This window comes from Gemmatimonadota bacterium (assembly GCA_016713785.1).
Classification (GTDB): Bacteria; Gemmatimonadota; Gemmatimonadetes; order Gemmatimonadales; family GWC2-71-9; genus JADJOM01.
The window spans coordinates 830,047-850,624 of sequence record JADJOM010000003.1; the positions used below are offsets into that span (position 1 = coordinate 830,047).

Consider the following 20,578-nt stretch of genomic DNA (forward strand, 5'->3'; position numbering starts at 1 on the left):
GGCGACCGCTCGAGGCAGGCCCGCGCGCGCCTGCCCGGGCCGTGCCCGCGCCCGCCTGACGCCTCGTGCGCATCGTCTTCCTGACCCACAACTACCCGCGTCACGCCGGCGACGTGTCCGGCGCCTTTCTGGCCACGCTGGTGCACGCCCTCGTGGCGCGGGGCCACGACCTGCGGGTGATCGCCCCGAGTGACGGGGGCGAGACCGGGGAGCCCATGCTCGACGGCATCCCCGTGGAGCGGGTGCGCTACGCCGCGCCGGGCCACGAGACGCTCGCCTACCGGGGCACCATGGCCGAGGCGGCGCGGTCACCGGTGGGCGCGTGGCGAGCGTGGCGGATGGTGCGCGCGCTCCGCGCCGCGGCCCAGCGCGCCGTGGCCGGGGGCGCCCAGGTGATCCACGCCCATTGGTGGATCCCCGCCGGGCTCGCCGCTCCGCGGGGTGTTCCGCTGGTCGTCACCCTGCACGGCACCGACGCGGAGCTGCTCGGCCGGTCGGCGGCGGCGCGGTGGCTGGCACGGCCCGTCCTGCGACGCGCACGGGTGGTGACCGCCGTGTCTGCCGCCGCCGCCGCCCGGCTGCGCCAGGCGACGGGCCGGGACCTCCCGGCATCCTGCCTCCAGCCGATGCCGGTGGACGTGGCGCGGTTCGGTGGGGCAGGGGCCGGCGGGGGCGGCATGGTGAGCGTGGCCCGGCTCACGCGGCAGAAGCGGGTCGACCTGGCGCTGCGGGCCATGGCCGTGGCCGGGACGCACCTCCCGCCGCTCACGATCGTCGGGGACGGGCCGGAGCGGGGCGCGCTTGAGGCGCTGGCGGCCGGACTCGGGCTCGGGAGCCGCGTCACGTTCACCGGGGCGATGCCGCCCGCCGGGGTCGCCGCGGTGCTCTCCCGGGCTGACCTGGCGCTCTTCCCGGCGGAGAACGAAGGCTTCGGACTCGCGGCGGTGGAGGCGCTGATGGCGGGGGTCCCGGTGGTCGCCTGCCACGACGGAGGCGGCGTCCTGTCGGTGGTGCCGGCAGTGGGCGCGGGCCGGGTCGTGGCACCCACGCCGACTGCGATCGCCCAGGCCGCCCGGGAGCTGCTGGCGGATCCGGCCGCGCGGGGCCTGGCTCGCACTACGGGGGAAGGGTGGCGTGATCGCCTGAGCCCGGCGCGGGTGGCCGCCGTGTGTGAGGAATGGTACCGGGAGGCGCTGGGTGCGTGACCGCCTGATTCGAATCGCCCGGGCGCTGTTGGCGATCGTGATCCTCGCCTTCGTGGTCCGGGCCGTCGCCCGGAACTGGGATGCCCTGCGGGCCCAACCCATCCGCTGGGCGTTCCATCCGCTGCCCGCCCTCGGCGCCGTGGTGCTGGTGTGGAGCATGTACGCGCTCCTCGTCGAGGCGTGGCGGCGGATGCTCGCGGGCTGGGGCGAACACCTCGCGTATCCGACCGCGGCCCGGATCTGGGTCCTCTCGAGCCTCGGGAAGTACGTGCCGGGGAAGGTGTGGGCCATCGCGGGCATGGCGCTCATGGCCCGTGACGCCGGGGTCTCCGGCTGGGCCGCCACGGCTTCTGCGGTCATCCTCCAGGTGATGGCCGTGGGGACCGGCGCGATCGTGGCCATGGGGTTCGGTGGCGCGGCCATGGAGGCGACGCACCCCGGGGTGCCGCGCTATTTTGTCGCGGGCGCCGCGGTGGCCGCGGTTGCCCTCGCCGGCCTCTGCTTCCCGGCGCCCCTCCGCCGGTTGCTCGGCCTGGTGGGCGTCCGCGCGGAGGCTGCCACGCCTGGCGTGGCGCCGGTGCTGCTCGGCGTCCTCGCCAACCTGACCGCGTGGCTGGGGTACGGCATCAGTCTATGGCTCCTGGCCCGGGCCACGGTGCCCGACGGAAACCTGGGAATGCCGCTGGCCGTTGCTTCGTTCGCCGCCTCCTACGTAGCGGGGCTGGTCGCGCTCATCTTCCCCGGGGGGCTGGTGGTGCGCGAGGGCGTGCTGGTCGCCATGCTCCAGGGGCCGCTCGGGCTGGGCCCGGCCACCGCGCTGGCCATCGGGTCGCGGATTCTGCTGACCATCACGGAACTGGGCGCTGCCGTCCCGTTCCTCTTTCTTCGTCCGGGGAAACCCCGTGCCGTCTGATCCGCTCCGCTGGGAACCGCGCTGGCCCCGCCTCATGGCGGCGCTGGTCTGCACCGCCGCTGCCCTGACGCTGCTCTGGCCGCTGCTGACCGGCCAGATCCTGTTCGGGGGTGGCCGCTCCGACATGTTCATCGCGGGATACTCCTTCCGCCTCTTCGGGGCAGAGGAGTTCCGGTCCACGGGCGCCATTCCGCAGTGGAATCCCTACCTGTTCGGCGGGCTGCCCTACATCGCCGCCATGCACGGCGACATCTTCTACCCCACCGCCTGGCTGCGCTGGATCATGCCGGTGGACCTGGCCATTACCTGGGGCATGGCGGTCCACTTCGTCCTGGCGGGCTGGCTCACCTTCGGCTTCGCCCGCGCCCTGGGGCTGAGCTGGACGGCGGCGATCACGGCCGGGGTGGCCTACGAACTCTCCGGGATCGTCGCCTCGCAGATGAGCCCGGGCCACGACGGCAAGCTCTTCGTGTCCGCGCTGACGCCGCTGGCGTTCTGGGTGCTGCTCGTGGCCATCCGTGGTGGCCGGCGCTGGGCCTTCGGAGCCTTCAGCCTGGTCGTGGCGCTCCTGATCCTGGGCCACTACCAGATGTGCTACTTCCTGATGATGGCCCTCGGCCTGTGGACCCTGTACCTGCTGTTCTGGGACCCCGGGCGCCCGGTGGACCGCTCCCCGTGGCCCACGCTCGCCCTCGCGGCGCTCGCGGTGGTGATCGGCATCGGGATTACCGGGCTCCAGGTGATCCCATTCCTCGAGTACATCCAGTACTCGCCGCGCGCCGCGGGGGGCCCGAATACCGGATGGGAATGGGTCAACAGCTACGCGATGCCGCCGTCCGAGGTCTTCACCTGGCTGCTGCCGGAGTTCAACGGCATCCTCGATCACTACTGGGGCAGCAACCCGATCAAGTTCCACACCGAGTACCTCGGCCTGATGGCCGTGGCGCTGGCCTGCTTCGCCTGGGGCGACCGGGAGCGCCGGCGGCTGGTGGTGGCGCTCCTGGTGGGCCTCGTGGTCTTCCAGTTCATCGCCTTCGCCGGGCACACGCCGTTCTACCGGCCCTTCTTCGAGTTCGTCCCGATGCTCAAGAAGATGCGGGCGGTCGGGATGGTCTTCTTCCTCGTGGCCTTCCCGATGAGCCTGCTCGCCGGGATCGGCCTGGACCGGATCCTGGCAGGGGCCGTGGCGCCGCGGCGAGTGCTGCTGGTGCTGGGCGGATTCGCGGCTCTCGCGCTGCTGGGCGCCGCCGGAGTCCTCCAGGCCATCGCCGCGGGGATCGCCATTCCGGAACGGATGGCCGCGGTGCAGGCCAATGCGCCGGCGCTGCGGATGGGCGGGCTCCGGCTCCTGGCGGTCGCGGCGGCCGCCGCGGCGCTGCTATGGGCGCTCGCCGCGGGTCGGGTGCGCGGCGGGCTCGCCGCGGCGGGGCTGGTGTGCCTCACCGCGGCCGACCTCTGGGTGGTGGACCGGCAGTTCTACACCTTCTCGCCGCGTGCCTCGGTGTTGTTCCGCGACGACGAGGTGACGGAATACCTCAAGCGGCAGCCCATGCCCTTCCGGGTGCTGAACGATCCCGGCGTCTATCCGCAGTCCACCCTCATGGCGTACCGGATCCCGAGCGTCTGGGGGTACCACGGGAACGAGCTCCGCTACTATCAGGAACTCGGTGGCAAGGACCAGGGCTGGTCCACGCTGCAGTCGCCGAGCCTCATTGACCTCCTCGGCGTGCGCTACCTGATCCTGCAGCAGGAGCAGCCGATCCCGGGCTTCCGGAAGGTGCTGGGGCCGGTGCCATCCACGTTCGGCGGCACGGCCGTCCTGTTCGAACGGGACACCGTGCCGGCCTATGCCCGGGTCGTGGCCGCGGCCGCCAAGGTCCCCGATGCCCAGGTGGCGCCCACCGTGGCCGATCCCCGGTTCCCGGGCAGCCAGGTGGTGCTCTTCGCGGACACCGCGACGGTGCATCCGGCCGCGCTGGCCCAGCCGCTGCCGGTCTCGGCGGTGCAGGCGTCCGTGCAGGAGTGGCGGCCGGGAGAGATGCGCATCGCGCTCGCCGGGCAGGATCCGGCGGAGTCGTACCTGGTCGTCTCGGAGAACTGGTACCCCGACTGGCACGCCGAGGTCGATGGCAAGCCGGGGCAGGTGGTACGCGCCGACCACAGCCTCATCGGCGTCGTCCTGCCGGCCGGCGCGCGCGAGGTGCACCTGCACTTCGCATCCGCGGCCTACGCCCGCGGCAAGCTGGTGTCCCTGGTGGCCCTGGCGGCGGCGCTGGCGCTGCTGGGCGTTCCGCTCCTGAGCCGTCGGAGGGTGGCTGGTGCTTGAGCGTCTCCTGGTCATCGTCCCGACCTACAACGAAGCCTCCAACCTGCCGCAGATCGTGCCGGCGATCCTCAAGCAGGATCCCCGGCTCGAGGTCCTGGTCGTGGATGACAACTCCCCGGACGGCACCGGCGACATCGCCGACCGGATGGCCCAGACCAAGACCCGGGTGCACGTGCTCCACCGACAAGCCAAGGAAGGACTGGGGCGGGCGTATCTGGCCGGCTTCCGGTGGGGCCTCGACCAGGGCTACCAGGCCATGTTCGAGATGGACGCGGACTTCTCCCACGACCCGGCCTTCCTGCCGCGCTTCCTGGAGGCGATTGAGCACGCCGATGTGGTGCTCGGGTCGCGCTACGCCACCGGGGTGAACGTCATCAACTGGCCGATCTCCCGGCTGCTGCTCTCCCTTGGCGCCAACCTGTATGCCCGCGGGGTCACGGGCCTGCCGCTCAGCGACTCCACGGGCGGCTTCAAGTGCTTCCGGCGCGAGGTGCTGGAGGCGATCGACTTCTCCAAGGTGAAGTCCAACGGCTACGCCTTCCAGATCGAGATGAGCTTCCGGGCCTGGAAGAAGGGTTTCCGTCTGAAGGAGATCCCGATCATCTTCCATGACCGGGTAGAGGGCCAGAGCAAGATGAGCAAGCGGATCGTCCGCGAAGCCATCTGGATGGTCTGGTGGCTCCGCCTGCAGGGCCTCCTCGGCAGGATCTGACCCATGGATGGCATCGTCTTCTCCAAGATGTCCGGCTCGGGCAACGACTTCATCATGCTCGATGGCCGCCACGTGGACGCGGGGTTCCTCACGGAAGACCGGGTCCGGACCCTCTGCGACCGGCGCCTGGGCATCGGGGCCGATGGGCTGGTGCTGCTCACGCCGGTGCGGCCCGGCGAGGTCCGGATGGACTTCTGGAACTGTGACGGCTCCCGCGCGGACATGTGTGGCAATGCGGCGCTCTGCAGTACCCGGCTGGCGGCGCACCTCGAGATGGCCCCGGGGGCCGGATTCCGGCTCGTGACCCGGGCGGGGGCCTTCCCGGTGCGATGCCGGGAAGGGGCGGGGGAGCTGGCCGAGCTCAATCTCCCGGACTTCACGGTCCCGGCCACCCCGCCGGGACTCGAGCCGGCCCCCGGGGAGGCCCCTGGCAGCCTGACCACGGTCGGGGTCCCGCACCTGATCGTGGAGGTGGCGGACCTCGAGCGCCCCGACCTCATGGACCGGGGTCGGGTGTTGCGCTCCCATTCGCTCATCGGGCCGGCGGGCGCCAACGTCAACTTCGTGGCCTCCCGGGACGGCCGGTGGTGCATCCGGACCTACGAACGGGGGGTTGAAGGAGAGACCCTGGCGTGCGGCACCGGAGCGGTGGCGGCCGCGGTGGCGCTGGTGCAGGCCAGGAAGGCGACGTTTCCAGTCGAGCTGGTTACCCGGAGCGGCCGGGTCCTCAGCATCACGGCGACACTGTCTGCTGGTCGGGCGACCGATGTCTGGCTTTCCGGCGAAGGGCGCCTGGTGTTTACTGGAGTGCTATAGCACCTGGGCCGGTCGGGTAACGTGTTGTTGGACTATCCCTTACAGAGATCTCCCGCGCGGGACCCAGAGTTATCCCCAGTTGTCCACCCATGAAGTTAACATAATACATATTATACGACATTTAGATACCCAGAAGGAATCTCTCGCCCGCCGGCTCGAGGACTGGCGCCAAGCGGCCCGGAGCCTACTGAGCAAGCCACCGCCACGGGTCTGCAGCGCGGCGCTTCGCCACGCCGCGCCTCCGCCGGAGGGCGATGGCGCGCCCTGGGGGCCGCGGTCCGGGCCGTGGCGGCCCTTCCGCGGGGCCAGCGGCTCCCGCACACCAAACCGCCGCCACGGGGCCCGAGGGCGGCGTGGCGGCGGCTGGCGGAACTCACGGAGGGCCCGGGTCCGGGCCCGGTGCGGCGACGGGCTATGGCTGGCCGGCGGTGAGCTCGGAGAGGCGGACGGTGGCCTCGGTCTGCGAGGGCGAGTCCGGGAAGTCCTTGATGATCTGCCGGTAGGCGGCCAGCGCCTTGGCCGTGTCGTTGGCGCTCACCCAGGCCCGCCCGGCGTCCAGCAGGAGCTCGGTCCTGAGGTACGGAACCACCGCGGCAGCCGACCCGGTGGTGTATGCCTGGGCCGCCTCCTGCGGGCGCTTGGCGTTCTCCAGGGCGCGGCCCAGCAGCCCGTAGGCCGGCGCCCGGAACTCGCTCGAGGGATTGCCCTTGAGGAACTCCTCCAGCGCCACCGCCGCCAGTTCGTACTGGCCGTTCACCAGGCGGACCTGGTTGAGGCTCATCACCGCCTCCTGCCCGGCCCGTGTGCCGCCGTAGGTGGTGATCACCTTCTGCAGCTCGCTGGCGGCCAGCGGGAGGTTCCCCGACTCGGCAATGCCCCGGGCCTGCTCCAGCGCCCGACTCGCAAAGTCCTCCTTGCGCCGGCCGCTCAGCACGATGAACCAGGCGAGGATGGCGATGGCCACCACGGCCCCGCCGATCGCGAGGTAGCGATTGACGGGCTGATCGAACCAGCGGGCCGAGGCGGACGGCGCGGCCTTGGGGGCCGGCGTGGACTTGGCGGTGACTTCGGCGGTGGCGGCCATCGTTCTTCCGTGCGCGGTCAGGAACGCGGGGCACCCATCTGCATGGCGTGCCCCAGTGAGGTGCCCCCGAGACGATTCGAACGTCCGACCAACGGTTTAGGAAACCGCTGCTCTATCCAGCTGAGCTACGGGGGCCAAGCCTTTGATAATAGCCGTCTTGCCCGTGCTCCGTCAACGAGCGGTCAGACCGGATGCACCACATGGATGGGTGCCCCGCGCAGCCGGGCCTCTCCCTTGAGGCCACCGATGGCCAGCATGAACGACCAGCCCACCACCGTCCCGCCCAGGCGCCGGACCAGTTCCCCCGCCGCCTCCGCCGTCCCCCCCGTGGCAAGGACGTCATCGACCACCAGAACCCGTGCCCCGGGCGGGCAGGCGTCCTGGTGGGCCTCGAGGGAGTCGATCCCGTACTCCAGCTGGTACTCGTGCCGGATGGTCTTCCAGGGCAGCTTGCCGGGCTTCCGGAGCGGGATGAACCCGGCGCCCAGCGTCACCGCCACGGGGGCCGCCAGGATGAACCCCCGGGCCTCGATCCCGACGACATGGGTGATCCCGGAGGCCCGGAAGGGCTCGGCCAAGGCCTCGCGTACCTGCCGGAAGAGCAGCCCGCTCTGGAGCACGGGCGTGATGTCCTGGAACACGATTCCCGGCTTGGGATAGTCTGGGATGGCGCGCAGGTGCTGGCGCAGGAGGTCGGTCAGGTTGGCCATGGGTATCGGTCGCGGTTTTGGTTTGCGTGCGGCAAGCAACTACCTGATATCAAATGCTTTATGGTCTTCAATCTCATCCGAAATCTGCCATTCAGTCACCCCGGCAACGGCGGCGTGCGGCGGACCGCTGGCAAGCGCCCTGGCGAGCTCGGCCAGCGCCTCCGCGGAGCCCTGCCCCAGCACCTCCACCCGTCCGTCCGGCAGGTTCCTGACCCAGCCGGTCAGGGCGAGCCGGGTGGCGGTCCGCTGGACGAAGTACCGGAAGCCCACCCCCTGCACCCGGCCGGCGACCAGCCAGCCGCGGGTCACGCGGCGGGGGGCCTGCGGAGGACCGCCTTGGCCCATTCGAACGCGATCGGCAGGAGCGAGATCCCGATGATTCCCATCACCACCAGGCTGAAGTTCTCCCGGACCACCTGGAGGTTCCCGAAGAAGTACCCCGCTCCGACGAACAGGCCCACCCAGGCAGCGCTCCCGGCCAGACTCATGGACACGAACCGGCCATAGGGCATCTCCCCGACCCCGGCCACGAAGGGGGCGAAGGTCCGGATGATGGGGAGGAACCGCGCCAGGATCACCGTCTTCCGGCCGTGGCGGTCATAGAACGCGTGGGTCTTGTCCAGGTACTGCCGCTTGAGGAACCGGATGTTGCCGCTGAAGGCCCGGGGACCGATGTAGCGGCCGATCCAGTAGTTCGTGGAGTCCCCGAGGACGGAGGCGGAGAAGAGGAGCAGGAACAGGATTCCGGGATGGAGGTCGCCCATTCCCGCGAACGTGCCGGCGGCGAAGAGGAGGGAATCCCCGGGCAGGAACGGGGTGACGACCAGCCCCGTCTCGCAGAAGATGATCAGGAAGAGGATCGCGTAAGTCCACGTGCCGTACGTGGCGATCAGCTCGCTGAGGTGGGTGTCGAGATGAAGAAACAGGTCGATGAAATCCTTCAACAGCTCCATGGCCGCTCCGGTCAGTGGATATCCCCTGCAAAGCCGAACTGCCCGATCAGGGGCACGAATCGCACGTCGCTCACCGTCTGGCAAGCCACGTGCCCGTCTGGTGCCCGGGTGCAGAGGGTCAGCGCCTGGGCGTCGCGGTCCCCGATGGGCAGGATCAGCCGGCCGCCCGGGGCCAGCTGCTCGACCAGCGGCTGCGGGACCTCCGGCGAGCCGGCCGACACGATGATGGCATCGTAGGGGGCGTAGGGGCGCCAGCCGAGGGTGCCGTCGCCGACCATCACCGAGATGTTCGTCACGCCGGCGGCGGCGAGCGCCGCCTTGGCGCGCTGCGCCAGCGGGACCAGGCGCTCGATCGAAAAGACCTGCTCCGCGCAGTGGGCCAGCAGCGCCGTCTGGTACCCCGAGCCAGTGCCCACCTCCAGGACCCGTTCGCGTCCGGTGAGGCGCGCCAGCTCCAGCGAGCGCGCCTGGACCCACGGTTGCGAGATGGTCTGCCCGCCGCCGATCGGTAGCGCCGAGTCCTCATAGGCGCGGTGACGGACACTCTCGGGCACGAAGAGGTGCCGGGGTACCAGGGACACCGCGCGCAGCACGGCCAGGTCCTTGATCCCCTTGGCCGACAGCTCCGCCACCAGCTGGGCGCGGTAGCCGCCGTAGCCGTCCCCCTCCCCTACCCCTCGAGCGACCATCCCCGCACCGTTTCCAGGAGGTCGTAGTTGGTGAGGTCCATGTGCAGCGGCGTGATGCTGATGTAGTCGTGGGCCACCGCATGGTGGTCCGACTCGGCGCCTCCGGTCCAGTGGATCGACCCCCCGCCGATCCAGAAGATCTCCCGGCCCCACGGGTCCTTCATGCGGGTCAGGGATTCCTTGAAGTAGCGGCTGCCGAGGCTGGTGACCTTGACGCCCTTCACGGCCGCCGCCCCGCAGGGCGGCAGGTTGATGTTGAGGAGCGCGGCCGCGGGGAACGCCTCCACCCGCGTGATCCGGCGGACCAGGTCGGTCAGCAGGTCGCGGTAGCTCAGAAGGGTCGTCAGGTCGCTGGCCGGCCCGGCAAACGAGATGGCCACGCTCGGCACGCCCAGGGTCACGCCCTCCATGGCCGCGGCCACGGTGCCGCTGTACAGCACGTCCTCGCCCATGTTGGGCCCATGGTTGACCCCGCTGAAGACGAAGCTCGGCCGTTCGGCCAGCAGCTCGCCCAGGGCGAGCAGCACGCAGTCGGTCGGGGTGCCGTCCACCTGGAAGGAGCCGTCGGGGCGGCGCGCCGGCCGGAGCGGCCGGTGCATGGTGAGGCTGTGGGAGGTGCCGCTCTGCTCGCGGTCCGGCGCCACGACGGTGACCTGCCCCACCGACTGGCAGACGTCGGCCAGCAGGGCCAGCCCGGGGGCCAGGATCCCGTCGTCATTGGAAACCAGGATGTGCATGGGATCAGGAAGATAGCGGTGCCCGCCCGCTTATTCCTCCAGGGGCTCCCGCCGTGGGGGGGGGACCTTGCCATCGAGGATGTCCACGATCTCCTCGACCGCCTCCCGCAGCTCGCGCAGGGTCTCGCGCTCGGTGGCGGCCCGGGCCGCGCCGCGCAGCTCGCCGGTCCGCCGGTAGTGCTCGATCCGCTGCCGGGCGCCCTCGATGGTGTACTTCTCGGTGTAGAGCAGGTGCTTGACGAGCATGATCAGCTCGACCTCGCGGCTCTTGTACACCCGGTTGCCGGAGCGGTTCTTGGCGGGATTGAGGAAGCGGAACTGGCTCTCCCAATACCGCAGCACGTGCGGCTTCAGGTCGGTGAGGGCACAGACCTCACCGATGCTGAAGAACTCCTGGACCGGACGCGCCATGGTCACCGCCACTGCTCCGACTTGAGGGTTCGTTCCATCAGGTCCGCCACCGCCTGCCGGGGCGGCTTGTCGTCGAACAGGATCGCCGCCACCTGGCCACAGATCGGCAACTCCACGCCGTGCCGGGCCCCGAGCGCGAGGGCCCCGCGGGCCGTCGTCGCTCCCTCCGCGACGCTGCGGTGGGTCGCGGAGTACCCCGCCAGGCTCTGGCCCTCCGCCAGCGCGATCCCGAGCGCCCGGTTCCGGCTGAGCGAGCCGGTCGTGGTCAGGATGAGGTCACCCATGCCCGCCAGCCCGGCGAAGGTGAGCGGGTCCGCGCCCATCGCCACCCCGAGCCGGGTGATCTCCGCCAGGCCGCGGGTGATCAGGGCCGCCCGCGGGTTGTTGCCGAGCCCGAGGCCCTCCAGGATGCCGGCGGCGATCGCGATCACGTTCTTGAGCGCGCCGGCCAGCTCCACCCCCACGACGTCGTCATGCGAATACACCCGGAAGCGGGGCGTGGCGAACAGCTCCTGGGTGATCCGTGCCGCCTCCGGCTCATGCGCCGCCGCCACGACGGCCGTCGGCTGGCCCTGGAACACCTCCAGCGCGAAGCTCGGCCCGGACAGCGCCGCCACGGGGTGCCCCGGCAGGGCGGCGACCACCACTTCGGACATGAGGGCCAGCGTTCCCGGTTCGATACCCTTGGTGGCCGTTGTCACGATCGCCCCCGTCTCGAGGCCCGCACGGCACCGCTCCAGCACCATGCGCAGCACATGACTCGGAGCCACCGCCACCACCACCGCCGCGCCCCGCACTGCCTCCGCCGCGTCGGGCAGGGCCCGGAGCTCCGGTGCCAGCGCACACCCCGGCAGGAACACCGGATTCTCGTGCCGCAGGTTCACCGCCTCGACCACCTCGGCCTCATGAGCCCACAGCCGGACCTCGTGCCCCTTCCGCGCCAGGAGGTCGGCGAGGGTGGTTCCCCAGCTGCCCGCGCCCAGGACCGCGACGCACGTCATGCGGCGGGGGTCGTCGGCCGGGGTCCGGCCCGCCTGCCGAACCGGTTCTCGGTGCCAGCGAGCAGCCGCTGGATGTTCGCGCGGTGCTTCCAGATGATGAACGCCGCCACCAGCGCATCGAGTCCCAGGCCCGGGAGCGTGCGCCGCGCCGGGTAGAGCAGCGCATCGGCGAGCGGAAACACCGCGGCGCTGGCGATCGATCCGACGGAGACGTAGCCGGTCATCCAGACCAGCACCCCCCACACCGTGGCGGCGATCCCGACGGCCGCCGGTGCCAGGGCCAGCAGCATCCCGGCCGCCGTGGCCACCCCCTTTCCGCCCTTGAAGGCGACGAACGGCGAGAGGGTATGCCCCACCATCGCGGCGATGCCGCAGAGTGTGGGAAACTCCGGGAGCGCGGTCGCCCGCGGTCCGAAGAGGATCACCGGCAGCGCGCCCTTGGCGACGTCGATCAGTCCCACCGGCACCGCGAACTTCCAGCCCATGACCCGATACAGGTTGGTGGCGCCGAGGTTCCGGCTGCCGTGCTCCCGCAAGTCGATCCCCCGGAACCAGCGGCCAGCCAGGTAGCTCGTCGGGAGGGCGCCCAGCAGGTACGACGCTCCCAGCCAGAGCAGCGCTGCGGTCATGACGCCCTTTCTGTGGTCGGTCGGGCCGGTCGGCTCCTAGCCGCCGCGGACCCGGCGTCCGTCGTCCTTGCGATCGTGCTTGCTGGCGCCGCGCCCGGTGTACCGGATCCGGAGGGGTGCGCCCAGGAAGCCGAACGCCGCCCGGAAGCCGTTGTGCACGAACCGCTGATACGACTCCGGCACGTCGTCGGGCCGGTTGCACACGATCACGAAGGTCGGCGGCCGCTCGGCGATCTGCGACACGTAGAGCAGCTTCACTTCCTCGCCCGGGGCCTGCGGGGGCGCGTTCCGCTGCAGCAGTTCCTGCAACGCCCGGTTGAGCTCCGAGGTGGCAATCCGCCGGTCGCGCTCGGCGGCCACTTCGAGGATCAGGTCCGGCAACCGGCTCACCCGCTGCCCGGAGCGGGCCGAGATATACAGGAACGGGACGTAGCGGAGGAACGGGGCCTTCTCCTCCAACTGGTCCTGGCCCCGCTTGGCCGTGTTAGGGTCCTTCTCCGGGATCAGGTCCCACTTGTTGACGGCGACGATGAGTCCCTTCCCCTCATCCCAGGCCTCGGTGGCAATCCGGAGATCCTGGGCGTGCAGCCCGAGATCCGCATCGACCACGAGTACGCAGACGTCCGCCCGCTCGATGGCGCGGTGGGTGCGGAGGGTGGAGTAGAACTCGATGTCATCTTCTACTTTAGCTCTGCGCCGTAAGCCCGCTGTATCTATGAAGTTGAGCGTCTTCTCGTGATACCGCAAGGGGGTGTCGATCGCATCCCGGGTCGTGCCCGGCTGGGCGGAGACCACCAGCCGGGGTTCCCCGAGGAGCTTGTTGATGAGCGACGACTTGCCGGCGTTGGGGCGGCCGACGACCGCCACGTTGATGGCACCCTCCTCCTCCCCTGCCCCCTTGGGCGGCAGCGCCCCCACGATGGCGTCGAGGAGGTCGCCGCTCGCTTTCCCGACCGCGGCGGAGAGGCCCACCGGCTCACCCAGGCCCAGCTCGTAGAAACCGAACTGCGCCGTGGTATTCGGGAGGTCGTCGAGCTTGTTGACGGCCAGGAGCACCGGCCGCCCGGCGCGGCGCAGCTGGGAGGCGATCTCCCGGTCCACCGGGTTGAGCCCCTCCTTGCCATCGACCACCATGAGGATCAGGTCGGCCTCGGTCACGGCGAGCTCCACCTGCTCCCGCACCGCGATGTCCATCGAGTCGGACGAGCCCGGCATCAGCCCGCCGGTATCGACCAGCCAGAAGTGGCGTCCCGCCCACTCGCCATCGCCGAAGTGACGGTCGCGGGTGGTGCCCGCGTGCTCGGAGACGATGGCGTCGCGCCCGCCGAGCAGCCGGTTGAACAGGGTGGACTTGCCGACATTCGGCCGTCCGACGATGGCTACGGTGGGTTTGCTCACGGGCCTGGGGGGGTATCGAGTGCGTCGGTGAAACAGTAGGAGGCCCGGACTTCCACCGGCACGGCGGCAGCCAGATCGGCCAGCGCGAGGTCGTCCACGAACAGGTGGTCGTCGTTCAGTGCCTCGCCCGGGATCAGGGCGAGGTCGAGGTCGGGCCGTGCGGCGAGGGCTTCCCGGAAGGCGCGTCCGGGCAGCAGCCCCGCGCAGGTGACCGTCTCGCCGAACAGGCTGTTGGCCAGCGGCAGGAGCTCGAAGCGCGCCCCGGTCAGCGCCGCGAGCGGGGCGAGCACCTGGGGCATCAGCGGCGCCATGGAGGCGCCGGTGCAGACGCCGATCCGGCGCCCGCGCCAATCGGCCAGGTCGCCCCGCGCGTCGTGGATGCGCTGCTGGAGGAACCGCACCGAGCCCACCCCGTTCTCGACCTGCTCGAAGTCGTCGTACCACTCCGCCGGGGGGAGCGGGAGGTCGGCGCGCAGGTAGAGCTCGTCAGCCCCGAGGGCCCAGCTGATCCCCCGTTCGGTGCGTGCCCGTCGGGCCGCGGCCTCCAGGAGGCCGAGCGCCGCCCGGCATTCATCCCGGGTGGGCTCCCGGACCAGGTGGTGCTTGCTGAAGGTGGTCAATCCCACCGGGACCACCGAGACACTGAGGACGCACCCGCCGAAGGCCCACAGGTCGGCCAGGGTGCGCTCCAGCACCGGGCCGTCATTCACCCCGGGGGACATCACGACCTGGGTGTGGAACTGGAGCCCATGGCGGGCGAAGCCCCGCAGCTGCTCCACGATGTCCGGCGCCAGCGGGTTGCGGAGCAGCCAGCGCCGGACCACCGGGTCGGTGGCGTGCACCGAGACGTACAGCGGCGAGAGCCGGTATTCGATGATGCGCTCGACGTCCCGCGGCTTGAGGTTGGTGAGGGTGGCGAAATTCCCGTACTTGAAGGACAGCCGGTAGTCGTCGTCCCGGATGTAGAGGTTTTCGCGCAGCCCCTCGGGCAGTCCGTCCACGAAGCAGAAGTCGCAGCGATTGGCGCAGCGCCGGATCCGGGGCGGCTCGACTCCGACGCCCATCGGGAGCCCCTCGGGGCGCTCCACGTCGTACTCGATCTCCTCGCCGTCGGGCAGGCGGGCGTGCAGCAGGAAGGCCTCATCCGCCGTGAGGAACTCCCAGTCGAGGAAGTCCTCCAGCTCACGGCCATTGACCGTGAGGAGCTCGGTGCCGGCCTGCAGCCCGAGTTCGGCTCCCAGGGAGTCCGGTGCGACGCGAGTGACCTTGAGCATGGCGGGGGGGAAGATAGGCTGCCGCCCGAGGCGGGGGAACGGCGCGGGGCAGGATCGGCTCCTGGCCGACCCTGCCCCGAAGTACGGTGCGCCCGACCGCTACCAGCAGGCGGGGGCGCCCTCCTGGGTGACGGCGGCGTTCGGCGCGTTCCCCGCGGCTCCCACGTACACCCCGCAGTTGAGGAGCCCCGCCACGAGCACCGGATTGGACATGACGGCCTTGTAGCCGGTGTTCGAGACATAGGTCAGTGCCAGCACGTTCCCGGTGGAGGGCAGGAAGGTGATCTTCCCGGCACCGCCCAGCGCGTTCACCTGGGCACCCGCGGTGGCGCTTCCGGCGTAGTCGCTGTTGTCGAAATAGAACGCCTCCTGCGCCGTCACCAGGTTGCGCAGGTCGGTCTTCATGCTGGTCAGGATCGCCTTCTCCTTTGAGTTGGCGAACTTGGGAATGGCGATGGCGGCCAGAATGCCGATGATCACCACCACGATCAGCAGTTCGATGAGGGTGAAGCCCTTGTTTGACATGGCCACTCCAGTCGGTCGGCGGCTGGGCCAAGGGGGCCCGGCGGATGCCGTCCAACTGAATGGCAACCGGTATGCCACTTCCATCGACAATCGCCAAGTCGCTGTGACACAAGGCGTTACGGCACTGGCTCGAGGGCGGCCCGTCCCCGGGAGCCGTGGGAAGGTCGGCGTCCTGCGAGAACGAAACGCCGACCCGGCACGGGTCGGCGTTTCAGGTGGGCCCGCCGGCGACGCGGGGCCGGACTACTTGTGGCTGAGCGAGTACACGTAGGCCGCGACGGCCTTGACGTCGTCCTCGCTGATGGTGGAGCCGCCCTTGGCGGGCATCGGGACGCCGCTCTTGGACTGCTCCTTGGTGACGCCGACCGTGATCTGCTTGATGATCTCCTCGTAGGTGCCCTTGCTGTGCAGCCACACGGCATCGGTCAGGTTCGGGCCGACCAGGCCCTTGGCATCCTGGCCGTGGCAGGCGTAGCAGAGGCCCTGCTTGTGGTAGATCTCGTTGCCCTTGGCGACCATCTCCTTGGTCGCGCCCTGCGGGATCGCCTGGGCGGCGGCGGGCACCGAGCCCACCAGGTTGAGCACACCGAGGGCGATCGCCGCACGGAGGATCTTCTTCATGCCGTTCTCCAGAGTGTAGGGTCCTGACGCCAGTGACCGGCCACGCCTGCGCCAGCCAGACCGGGAGCCGGTTCAGGAGGGCTCCCGAGCCCCTTGAGCAAAAGACAGGCCCACCCGGAGAGCTGGGTGGGCGGTGAGCCAGAGCGGGCGACCGGACTCGAACCGGCGACGTCCAGCTTGGGAAGCTGGCATTCTACCAACTGAATTACGCCCGCAGTAGAGCCCGAAAGGTGTCCAATCCAGTCGGGCCTTGTCAATGGCGCGGCGCCAACCGTCCTGCGGCGTGGACACTCTGGCCTGGGAGTGTCCGGAATCGGAGACAATTCGGGTCGGGCCATTCGGCCCGCCCCGAGGTCCCGTGCCCTACTTGATCCGGTACCTCCAGGCGCGGGCGCCGGCGGCGGCGGCCTTCACGGAGACCGGGACGCTCTCCCCGACCTTGAGGGCTGGGAGACTGACTTCCTGGGTGCCCAGGACGGTGCCGTCCTTGGCCAGGGCCTCGAAGACGACCGTCATGGCCTTGGGCGGGAGCAGCTTGTTGTTCTCGTCCCGGGCCTCGCGCCCCACGGCCTTGGCGGTGAACGTGACCTCGCTGGCGTTGGCGGCAAAGCCCTCGTACTGGAGGTCCACCGGCAGGGCGTACTCGGCGATGATGATCTCGGCGAGCTTGTCCTGCTGCTTCTCGAACTTGTAGCCCTGCGCGAGCAGCTGGTAGTTGTAGTCGCCCAGCGGGTCGATCTCCACCAGCTTCCCGGCCGCGGCGATCAGCCCCTGCCCGTTCTGGGTCGCCAGGTAGCAGTTGGCCTGCGCGAAGAGCGCGTCGCGATGATAGGGGCTCCGCTTGAGGAGGCGGGCGTAGGCCACCGCCGCATCCGCATAGTTCTTGTCGTTGTACTGCCGGGTCGCGAGCTCGAACAGCTCCGCGTCCGAGAGCCCCTCGTCGGCGCCGCCCGCGGCTCCGCCAGCGTCGGCGCTGGCGAGCAGTTCGCGCTCGATGACCTGGGCGCTGTCCGCCATCCCGGCGGCCCGGAACGCCTGCGCCAGCCCCTTCTTGCCGGCGTCATCGGTGGGCTCGTACCCGACGTAGCGGCGGAAGGCCGCGACGGCCTCGGGGGCGCGCTTGGCGTTGAGCAGGAGGACCGCGTGGTTGTAGGCGGCCCGGTTGCGCACCTTCACGTAGTTCGGGTCGCTCGGCGTAGTGGCGGCTGCCAGGCCGAAGTACGTGATGGCGCTGTCGGTTTGCTGCCGGTCGAGCATGAGGCCCGCCAGCCCGTTGAAGGCGTGCGGGGCCTGCCGGTCGATCTTGATGGCGGCCCGGAAGAAGTAGTCGGCCGAGTCGGGCTGCTTGGCCTCGGTGGCGCCCTGCGCGGCGAGGACCATCGCGGCCCAGGCCCGGGTCCGGTAGCCCTGGATGTCGGCCTTGCAGGTGGGCGCGAGCGCCTCGGCCCGGGTGAAGGCGGAGTCCGCCCCGCCGAGCTCGCCCTGCAGCAGGTAGGCACGGCCCAGCCAGTACCAGGCGCCGGGGTTTTTCCCCTGGTCCTTGGTGGTCACCGCATCCGTGATGACCCCGACGGCCTCCTTGACCAGGCGGGCGCCGATGACCGGGTCGGAGACCCCGGCATAGGTGCTCAGCTTGGTCTTGGCGCTGCTGACCAGGAAGTGGCCTTCCTTGATCGGACACTGGGCGTCGGTGAACTTGCCGCCCAGCTGGCCGGCGACGCGGGTGGCGATGGCAGGCTGTTGTGCGCTGAGCGGCACCGCCGCGAACAGCACCAGCCCCAGACGGACGATCGTCCTCTTCATGCCCTTCCCCTCGGTGATGGTGTGACCAGCGCGCGCGCGGCGGTCTCGACCTCGCGCGCCACTTCCAGGGCCGGCCGCCCGAGTTCCCGGGCGGCGCGACGCACATCCTCGAACTCCGCCTTTACACGAGGCCCGGCCGGGGTCTCGAGGACCTTCACGGCCACCGGACCCGCGCCAGACAGGGGGACGGCGATCATCCGTCGGGGGAGCGTCACCCGTTCGGCGTGCGTCCGACGCAGTCCCGCGGTGGTACTGTGCAGAAAGAATGCCTCGGTGACCGCCGCGACGCGATCGGTGTCGCAGATCACCTCGATGCGGTAACCGGGCCGACCTTTCTTCATCAAAGTGCCCCAAACCTGGGCATCCAGGGCCCCCGCAGAGGCCAGCGCCTCCCGGAGGGGCTCGACGTACTCGGGGCTCAGATCGTCCACGTCCGCGGACAGTGTGACCACGTCCGCGGACACTTCGGCGGCCTCGGCGATCGTAAGCCGGAGCGCGTTGGGATACTCCTCGGGATTGCGGCCGCCGGCTCCCCAGCCCGTGCCGGACGCCTGCCACCGGCTCGGGATCGGCCCGGAGCCGAGGACGCGGAGCAGGACGGCGCCGGTCGGGGTGGTCGCCTCCCCGACCACCGGCCCGTTCGGGGCGATCGTGATGCCCTCGAGCAGGCGCGCCGTGACCGGCGCCGGAACGGGCATCACGCCGTGGGCGGCGCGGACCCAGCCGGCCCCGACTGCGACGGGCCGGTGGTACACCTCGGTGATGCCCAGCTGCTCGAAGCCCTCGATCCCGCCGACGATGTCAACCAACGCGTCAACGGCGCCGACCTCGTGGAGCGCGACCTCGCTGGCTGGCACGCCGTGCACCCGGCCTTCTTCCTCGCAGAGGAGCGTGAAGGCGCGGACCGCGCGGACGCGGACCCACTCGCTGAGCGGAGCCCGTTCCACCACGGCCAGCAGGTCGGCCAGATGGCGGTGCTTGCCATGCCCGTGATGCGCGTGGTGGTGCGGGTCGCCGGTGCCCGCGTGGGCGTGGGGGGCGGCAGGCTCCCCATAGGCGGAACTGGGTTCCTCGCTGGCGCCGTCGGGGAGCCGGACGGTGACCTTGGTGCAGGCGATGCCGCACCGGAGCGTCCGGACGACCTCGATGCCGACCTCGGGAAATCCGAGCCGGGCCGGCAGGCCGGCGAGCCACGCCGCCGGGGCTCCCGCGTCGAGGAGTGCACCCAGCAGCATGTCGCCGCTGATGCCGGCGGCCGGGTCGAGGATGGCGCAGCGCGGGGCAGTCATGAGGGGTCCAATATCACCCGGACTTCGGGGTCAGGGCAAATCGGGCGAGCCGCGGTAGAGCCAGCCGGCGCCGGTGTTGAAGACGACGACGCGCGCCTCCGCGCCAAGCACACCCTCCTCCCGCAGCCGTCGCGCGGCGGCGAGCGCCGCACCACCCTCCGGAGAGAGGTCGATCCCCTCCTCCCGCGATCCGCGGCGCGCCTCCGCCGCGAGGTCGTCGTCGGTCACGGCGATCGCGCCGCCCTGGCTTTCGCGCAGTGCCCGGAGCATCAGGCGGTCGCCGAGCGGCCCAGGCACCCGAAGCCCGCTCGCGATGGTCCACGGCTCCTCCCACGGCGTGGCCCGGTCGGCGCCAGCCTCAAAGGCGCGCACCACGGGGGCGCAACCGGTGGACTGCACCGAAAACATCCGCGGCGGTGGGTCGGTCACCCACCCTGCCTCGCGCAGCTCGGCGAACGCCTTCCACATCCCGATCAGCCCGGTGCCGCCGCCCGTGGGGTAGATGATGGCCGCCGGAAGGGTCCAGTTGAACTGCATGGCGAGCTCGAGGCCCAGGGTCTTCTTGCCCTCGATCCGGTACGGCTCGCGGAGGGTCGACAGGTCCACCGCGCCCGACTCCGCCGCCCACGTCCGCGCGGCACGCCCGCAATCCCCGATGTGCCCCTCGAGCAACACCAGTTCCCCGCCGAAGACCCGGATCTGGTCGAGGATGGGCCGGGGCGTGGTGCGGGGCGCGTACACCCGGGCCGAGACACCGGCGCGGCTGGCGTAGGCGGCGGCCGCCACGCCCGCGTTTCCTGCCGTGGGGATGACGAACTGGCGTGCCCCGGCGCGCACAGCGCGGGTGATGGCCGCGCTCAGGCCGCGCGCCTTGAAGGAGCCCGTCGGGTTGGCGCCTTCGTCCTTGATCCAGAGGTCGGCCAGCCCGAGGCGCCGGCCGATCCGGCCGGCCTCGAGGAGCGGGGTGTCGCCCTCGCCGAGGGTCACCGGTTGCTCACCCGACAGGAGCGGCAGGAAGGGACGGTAGCGCCACATCCCCTGCCCTCGCCGCACCTCGGCGCGCGCAGTCACTGATGGGGGGGGGCGGTCGGGATATCGCACCAGCCACGGCTGGCCACAGCCGGGACAGACCGAGGGGAAGCCGTCGGGCGCGCAGGTGGCCCCGCATCCGGAGCATTCGAGGTGCCAGTCCATGGTCATGGGGCGTTGAGGAAGCGTTCGGCGAGCTGTTCGAGCCGGTCGTCCCGCCGGCGCCGGGCGTGAAGCAGGATCTGTTCGACGTGGGGCCGGAGGCTCGCCTCGCCCCAGCGATACCCGGTGGCGGCCTCGGCCCCCAGCGAATCACCGCGGTTGGCGCCCTCGATCAGGGCCCACGCCGCCGCCTGGTCGTACCCCGGGTCCTCGCGGGGAGGGAGCTCATAGCGGGCGGGCGGTTCGTCCCGGTCTTCCCGGACAAAGGCGCGTGACATGGCTGAATGATAA

22 protein-coding genes and 2 tRNA genes are annotated in these 20,578 nt (G+C 70.8%); 5 read left to right on the plus strand and 19 right to left on the minus strand.

From position 1 onward, the window contains the following. Window positions 1-65: 65 nt before the first annotated feature. From IPJ95_11640 to dapF, 5 genes are read left to right on the plus strand one after another with little or no spacing between them, the layout of a single operon-like run. Window positions 66-1,205, plus strand: coding sequence for a glycosyltransferase (locus tag IPJ95_11640; protein ID MBK7924265.1), 1,140 nt, complete (start codon window positions 66-68; stop codon window positions 1,203-1,205). Next, window positions 1,198-2,118, plus strand: coding sequence for a flippase-like domain-containing protein (locus IPJ95_11645; protein ID MBK7924266.1), 921 nt, complete (start codon window positions 1,198-1,200; stop codon window positions 2,116-2,118). The genes IPJ95_11640 and IPJ95_11645 overlap by 8 nt, the downstream gene beginning before the upstream one ends. Continuing rightward, window positions 2,108-4,444, plus strand: a complete 2,337-nt coding sequence (locus IPJ95_11650) for a hypothetical protein (protein ID MBK7924267.1) — start codon at window positions 2,108-2,110, stop codon at window positions 4,442-4,444. The genes IPJ95_11645 and IPJ95_11650 overlap by 11 nt, the downstream gene beginning before the upstream one ends. Then, window positions 4,434-5,156 (plus strand): polyprenol monophosphomannose synthase, encoded by a 723-nt coding sequence (locus IPJ95_11655; protein MBK7924268.1) that lies wholly within the window; start codon window positions 4,434-4,436, stop codon window positions 5,154-5,156. Before IPJ95_11650 ends, IPJ95_11655 begins: the two co-directional genes overlap by 11 nt. Window positions 5,157-5,159: 3 nt before the next feature. After that, window positions 5,160-5,972 carry a diaminopimelate epimerase gene (dapF, locus tag IPJ95_11660; GenBank protein ID MBK7924269.1) on the plus strand — a complete coding sequence of 271 codons (813 nt, stop codon included), beginning with the start codon at window positions 5,160-5,162 and terminating at the stop codon, window positions 5,970-5,972. 412 nt (window positions 5,973-6,384) lie between these two features. On the opposite strand, the gene IPJ95_11665 is transcribed toward dapF, so the two are convergent. The 19 genes from IPJ95_11665 to IPJ95_11755 form a co-directional block, all read right to left on the minus strand. Next, window positions 6,385-7,056, minus strand: a complete 672-nt coding sequence (locus IPJ95_11665) for a tetratricopeptide repeat protein (GenBank protein MBK7924270.1) — start codon at window positions 7,054-7,056, stop codon at window positions 6,385-6,387. Between the two features lie 61 nt (window positions 7,057-7,117). After that, window positions 7,118-7,191: transfer RNA gene (locus IPJ95_11670), tRNA-Arg, on the minus strand. A gap of 47 nt (window positions 7,192-7,238) precedes the next feature. Beyond that, entirely contained in the window at window positions 7,239-7,766 is a 528-nt protein-coding gene (locus IPJ95_11675) for an adenine phosphoribosyltransferase (protein ID MBK7924271.1), read from the minus strand. Between the two features lie 39 nt (window positions 7,767-7,805). Beyond that, window positions 7,806-8,111, minus strand: coding sequence for an acylphosphatase (locus tag IPJ95_11680; protein MBK7924272.1), 306 nt, complete (start codon window positions 8,109-8,111; stop codon window positions 7,806-7,808). Beyond that, window positions 8,072-8,719, minus strand: a complete 648-nt coding sequence (locus IPJ95_11685) for a DedA family protein (GenBank protein MBK7924273.1) — start codon at window positions 8,717-8,719, stop codon at window positions 8,072-8,074. Before IPJ95_11685 ends, IPJ95_11680 begins: the two co-directional genes overlap by 40 nt. Window positions 8,720-8,730: 11 nt before the next feature. Further along, on the minus strand, window positions 8,731-9,408 hold the full coding sequence (locus IPJ95_11690) for a protein-L-isoaspartate(D-aspartate) O-methyltransferase (protein ID MBK7924274.1): 678 nt from the start codon (window positions 9,406-9,408) through the stop codon (window positions 8,731-8,733). After that, window positions 9,390-10,145, minus strand: coding sequence for a 5'/3'-nucleotidase SurE (gene surE / locus IPJ95_11695; GenBank protein ID MBK7924275.1), 756 nt, complete (start codon window positions 10,143-10,145; stop codon window positions 9,390-9,392). The genes IPJ95_11690 and surE overlap by 19 nt, the downstream gene beginning before the upstream one ends. A 30-nt stretch (window positions 10,146-10,175) precedes the next feature. Continuing rightward, window positions 10,176-10,556, minus strand: a complete 381-nt coding sequence (locus tag IPJ95_11700; GenBank protein MBK7924276.1) for a MerR family transcriptional regulator — start codon at window positions 10,554-10,556, stop codon at window positions 10,176-10,178. A 2-nt stretch (window positions 10,557-10,558) separates the two neighbouring features. Next, a complete protein-coding gene (locus tag IPJ95_11705; GenBank protein ID MBK7924277.1) occupies window positions 10,559-11,557 on the minus strand; it encodes an NAD(P)-dependent glycerol-3-phosphate dehydrogenase in 999 nt (332 codons plus the stop codon). Beyond that, window positions 11,554-12,186 (minus strand): glycerol-3-phosphate 1-O-acyltransferase PlsY, encoded by a 633-nt coding sequence (gene plsY / locus IPJ95_11710; protein ID MBK7924278.1) that lies wholly within the window; start codon window positions 12,184-12,186, stop codon window positions 11,554-11,556. The genes IPJ95_11705 and plsY overlap by 4 nt, the downstream gene beginning before the upstream one ends. A gap of 36 nt (window positions 12,187-12,222) precedes the next feature. Beyond that, a complete protein-coding gene (gene der / locus IPJ95_11715) occupies window positions 12,223-13,584 on the minus strand; it encodes a ribosome biogenesis GTPase Der (GenBank protein MBK7924279.1) in 1,362 nt (453 codons plus the stop codon). Further along, window positions 13,581-14,858 (minus strand): DUF512 domain-containing protein, encoded by a 1,278-nt coding sequence (locus IPJ95_11720; protein ID MBK7924280.1) that lies wholly within the window; start codon window positions 14,856-14,858, stop codon window positions 13,581-13,583. Before IPJ95_11720 ends, der begins: the two co-directional genes overlap by 4 nt. A 99-nt stretch (window positions 14,859-14,957) precedes the next feature. Further along, on the minus strand, window positions 14,958-15,383 hold the full coding sequence (locus IPJ95_11725) for a prepilin-type N-terminal cleavage/methylation domain-containing protein (protein ID MBK7924281.1): 426 nt from the start codon (window positions 15,381-15,383) through the stop codon (window positions 14,958-14,960). Window positions 15,384-15,626: 243 nt separating this feature from the next. Beyond that, the gene (locus IPJ95_11730) at window positions 15,627-16,004 is read right to left on the minus strand and encodes a c-type cytochrome (GenBank protein ID MBK7924282.1); all 378 of its coding nucleotides are present in this window, start codon (window positions 16,002-16,004) and stop codon (window positions 15,627-15,629) included. A 142-nt stretch (window positions 16,005-16,146) separates the two neighbouring features. After that, a tRNA-Gly gene (locus IPJ95_11735) sits at window positions 16,147-16,219 on the minus strand. A gap of 148 nt (window positions 16,220-16,367) precedes the next feature. After that, a complete protein-coding gene (locus tag IPJ95_11740) occupies window positions 16,368-17,807 on the minus strand; it encodes a tetratricopeptide repeat protein (protein MBK7924283.1) in 1,440 nt (479 codons plus the stop codon). Then, window positions 17,804-19,096: a nickel pincer cofactor biosynthesis protein LarC gene (larC, locus tag IPJ95_11745; protein MBK7924284.1), complete on the minus strand. Its 1,293-nt coding sequence runs from the start codon at window positions 19,094-19,096 to the stop codon at window positions 17,804-17,806. Before larC ends, IPJ95_11740 begins: the two co-directional genes overlap by 4 nt. A 30-nt stretch (window positions 19,097-19,126) precedes the next feature. Beyond that, window positions 19,127-20,296, minus strand: a complete 1,170-nt coding sequence (locus IPJ95_11750) for a threonine synthase (protein MBK7924285.1) — start codon at window positions 20,294-20,296, stop codon at window positions 19,127-19,129. Continuing rightward, window positions 20,293-20,565: a hypothetical protein gene (locus IPJ95_11755; protein MBK7924286.1), complete on the minus strand. Its 273-nt coding sequence runs from the start codon at window positions 20,563-20,565 to the stop codon at window positions 20,293-20,295. Before IPJ95_11755 ends, IPJ95_11750 begins: the two co-directional genes overlap by 4 nt. Window positions 20,566-20,578 lie beyond the last annotated feature (13 nt).